The 3,011-nt window shown below is 63.6% G+C and carries 4 protein-coding genes; all 4 read left to right on the forward strand.

Annotated features, from left to right (window positions below; all coding sequences use genetic code 11):
- On the forward strand, window positions 1-1,248 hold a 1,248-nt coding region (locus tag ACWKY3_RS14025), incomplete at its 5' end, for a fructose-bisphosphatase class III (RefSeq protein ID WP_449317011.1).
- 110 nt (window positions 1,249-1,358) lie between these two features.
- The gene (locus ACWKY3_RS14030) at window positions 1,359-1,721 is read left to right on the forward strand and encodes a hypothetical protein (protein ID WP_449317012.1); all 363 of its coding nucleotides are present in this window, start codon (window positions 1,359-1,361) and stop codon (window positions 1,719-1,721) included.
- The gene (locus tag ACWKY3_RS14035; RefSeq protein ID WP_449317013.1) at window positions 1,718-2,044 is read left to right on the forward strand and encodes a type II toxin-antitoxin system RelE family toxin; all 327 of its coding nucleotides are present in this window, start codon (window positions 1,718-1,720) and stop codon (window positions 2,042-2,044) included. Before ACWKY3_RS14030 ends, ACWKY3_RS14035 begins: the two co-directional genes overlap by 4 nt.
- Window positions 2,041-2,922: an aldose 1-epimerase family protein gene (locus tag ACWKY3_RS14040; protein ID WP_449317014.1), complete on the forward strand. Its 882-nt coding sequence runs from the start codon at window positions 2,041-2,043 to the stop codon at window positions 2,920-2,922. The genes ACWKY3_RS14035 and ACWKY3_RS14040 overlap by 4 nt, the downstream gene beginning before the upstream one ends.
- Window positions 2,923-3,011: the final 89 nt, after the last annotated feature.

Below are 3,011 nucleotides of genomic sequence, written 5' to 3' on the forward strand. Positions count from 1 at the left end.
GGGCAGCGCGGCTGCATCGCGCACGTCGTGCGCAACTGCGCGCGCTACGGCAACCTGTCCATCTTGGAGGACGCCTACGGCATCAACGTCTTGCCGCTTGCGTCGTTCGCGCGCGAGGCGTACGCAGACGACCCCTGCGTGGCGTTCGGCCTCAAGGGCAGCCCCGATTTGCCGCCGCAGGAGCTGGAACTGAACGTGAAGATCCAAAAGGCCATGGCCATCATCCAGTTCAAGGTGGAGGCGCAGCTTATCGACGAGAACCCGGGTTTTGGTCTGGAGAGCCGCAAGCTTTTGGACAAGATTGACTTTGCGCGCGGCACCGTGGTGGTGGACGGAGTGGAGTACGCGCTCACCGACACGGTGTTTCCCACGGTGGACCCGGCCGACCCCTACCGCCTCACCCCCGAGGAAGAGGAGGTCATGTGCCGGCTCGAGCAGGCGTTCACGGGCTGCGAGAAGCTGCAGCGCCACATGCGCTTCTTCCTGGAGGCGGGAAGCCTCTACAAGGTCCACAACAGCAACCTGCTGTTCCACGCGTGCGTGCCGCTCAACGACGACGGCTCGCTCAAAGAGGTGGACGTGTTCGGCGAGAGGTGCAAGGGCCGCGCGCTCTACGACGTCATGGAGCGATGGGTGCGCGCCGCGTTCAACTCGCCCGACCCCGAGGAGCGAAAGCGCGGACGCGACCTCATGTGGTACATGTGGCTGGGGGAGGGCTCGCCTTTGTTCGCGAAGAGCAAGATGGCCACGTTCGAGCTTTACCTCATCGCCGAGAAAGAGGCGCGCAAGGAGGTCAAGAACCCCTTCTACACGTATTTGGACGACGAGCGCGTGATGCGCGGCGTCTTCGAGGACTTCGGACTTGATTTCGAGACGTCGCGCATCGTGTGCGGGCACGTGCCGGTGAAGGTGAAAGACGGCGAGGACCCGGTGAAGTGCGGCGGGCACGTGCTCACCATCGACGGCGGTTTCTCGCGGGCCTATCAGCCCACCACCGGCATCGCGGGCTACACGCTCATCTCCAACTCCTACGGTTTTGTGCTGGCAGCCCACGAGCCTTTGGAGTCCGCCCGCGCGGCCGTGGAGCGCGAGCTGGACATCCACTCGTCGCGGCGCGTGGTGGAGCGCGTGGAGAGGCGCACCCTCGTGGCCGACACCGACACCGGTGCCGAACTCAAGCGCCAGATAGCGGACTTGGAGGATCTTTTGGCCGCCTACCGCGCCGGCGACATCGCCGAGCGGGGGTAGGGATGTCGCGTTCGAAGGCGAAAGGCTTTCGTCCGTGAGTAAACTCGTAAATCCATCCGTGCTAAAATACGGATGGATTTTTTGCATGCGAAAAGAAAGCGAGATGCGCTATGGATGCGGTCGTGAATGGAAGGCTCGTCTTCGGACGCGATCAGATCGTAAGCTCGTCGCAGGCGGGGAAGAATTTCGGGGAGATGCGCAAGCGAGCCCGCAAGGAGCCTTTATACGTATCCGATCGAAACACCATCGACACGGTCATCGTCGATTACGAGATGTTCGAGAGCATGGCCGTGGAGCTTGAAGCGCTGCGCGAGCAACGGTTCTACGCGAGCGTCGCCCAGCGCTTGCGCGAGGGAGACGCCGATGCCGATCGGCGAAGCGTCAGCCTTGAGGAGGCGATGGGGGAGGAGAGCTACGCCGCATGGCTTCAACTCGACCCCGAAGCCATCTCCGATGAGGAGCTCTTTCAATGACGGGGCGCTTTGCCCTGAGGTTCTTCAACCGCGATGTTGAAAAAGAGTACCGGTCCCTTGACGGATCGGTGAGGCGACTTGTGGATATCGGGTTGGCGAAACTGCGGGTGCGGGCCGACGAATTGGGAAAGCCCCTCCATGGCGAGCTTGCGGGATGCAAGGAGCTCAAATATCGCGAGGCTGGCATCAGAGTTGTGTACCGCATCGTTGGCGAAGAGGTTGAGATAGTCGAAGTCGTCGCCATCGGCGCACGGGACAAGGGCAAGGTGTTCTCGTCTGCCGCGAAGCGGCTCGGCTCCCCGTCCGGAAAGGACCGACGATGATGATCTCACTGCGAAACGACGAGCTGTTCGTGCGCGTGTCGAGCGCGGGCGCGGAGCTGCGAAGCGTGGTGCACGGCGGAGTGGAGCGCATGTGGTGCGGCGACCCTGCGGTGTGGGGACGGCGGGCACCGCTTCTGTTCCCGCTGATCGGACGGCTGCGCGACGGATGGTACGCGCTCGATGGAAAGCGCATCGACGCGCCGACGCACGGGTTTTGCCGCGACCGGGCGTTCGACGTCGAGCAGGTGTCGGACACCGAGGCGCGCTTCGCGACGGTCTCCGACGAACGGACGAGGGCCGTGTACCCGTTCGACTTCCGCCTGACCGTCCGTTTCGCGCTGGAAGGCCCGACCCTTGTGAAGACCCACGAGGTCGAGAACCTGGGTGGCGCGCCCATGCCCTTCGAATTGGGCGGTCACGAGGCGTACGCGACGCTGCTTTTGCCGAACGAGCGCATGGCCGATTACTTCGTGCGCTTCGAAGGCGTAGGCGTAAAGGGCCTTGAGATGTTCGGCATGGACGAGGCGGGCATCCTCACGCTGCCGAAGACCGCCGTGCCGCTTGAGGACGGCTGCTTGACGAAAACGCCCGAGGAGCTGGGCATCGACACCATCGTGCTGGAAAACGTCCCCAACAGCGCGGTTGCGCTGGCAAGCGCGACGAACCCCTGCGAGGTGCGGGTGGAGTTTCCGGACTTTCCCTACCTGGGCATTTGGACGAAGACGGGGCAGGGAGACGCCCGCTACCTGTGCATCGAGCCGTGGTCGGCGCTGCCCGACGCGTATTTCTCCCCGCGAGAGCTGGCGGAAAAGCCCGGCGTGCGCGTGCTGGAGCCGGGTGAGCGCGTCGAGCTTTCGTATCGGATGGAGTTTCGGTAGAGGGCGGAGAAGGCGGGCTTTTCGCATGGTCGGGGAACAGCGGTATGAGGAGAGGGACCCGGGAGCAATACACCCGACAGAGCAAGAAA

It is taken from the genome of Rubneribacter sp., assembly GCF_965361815.1.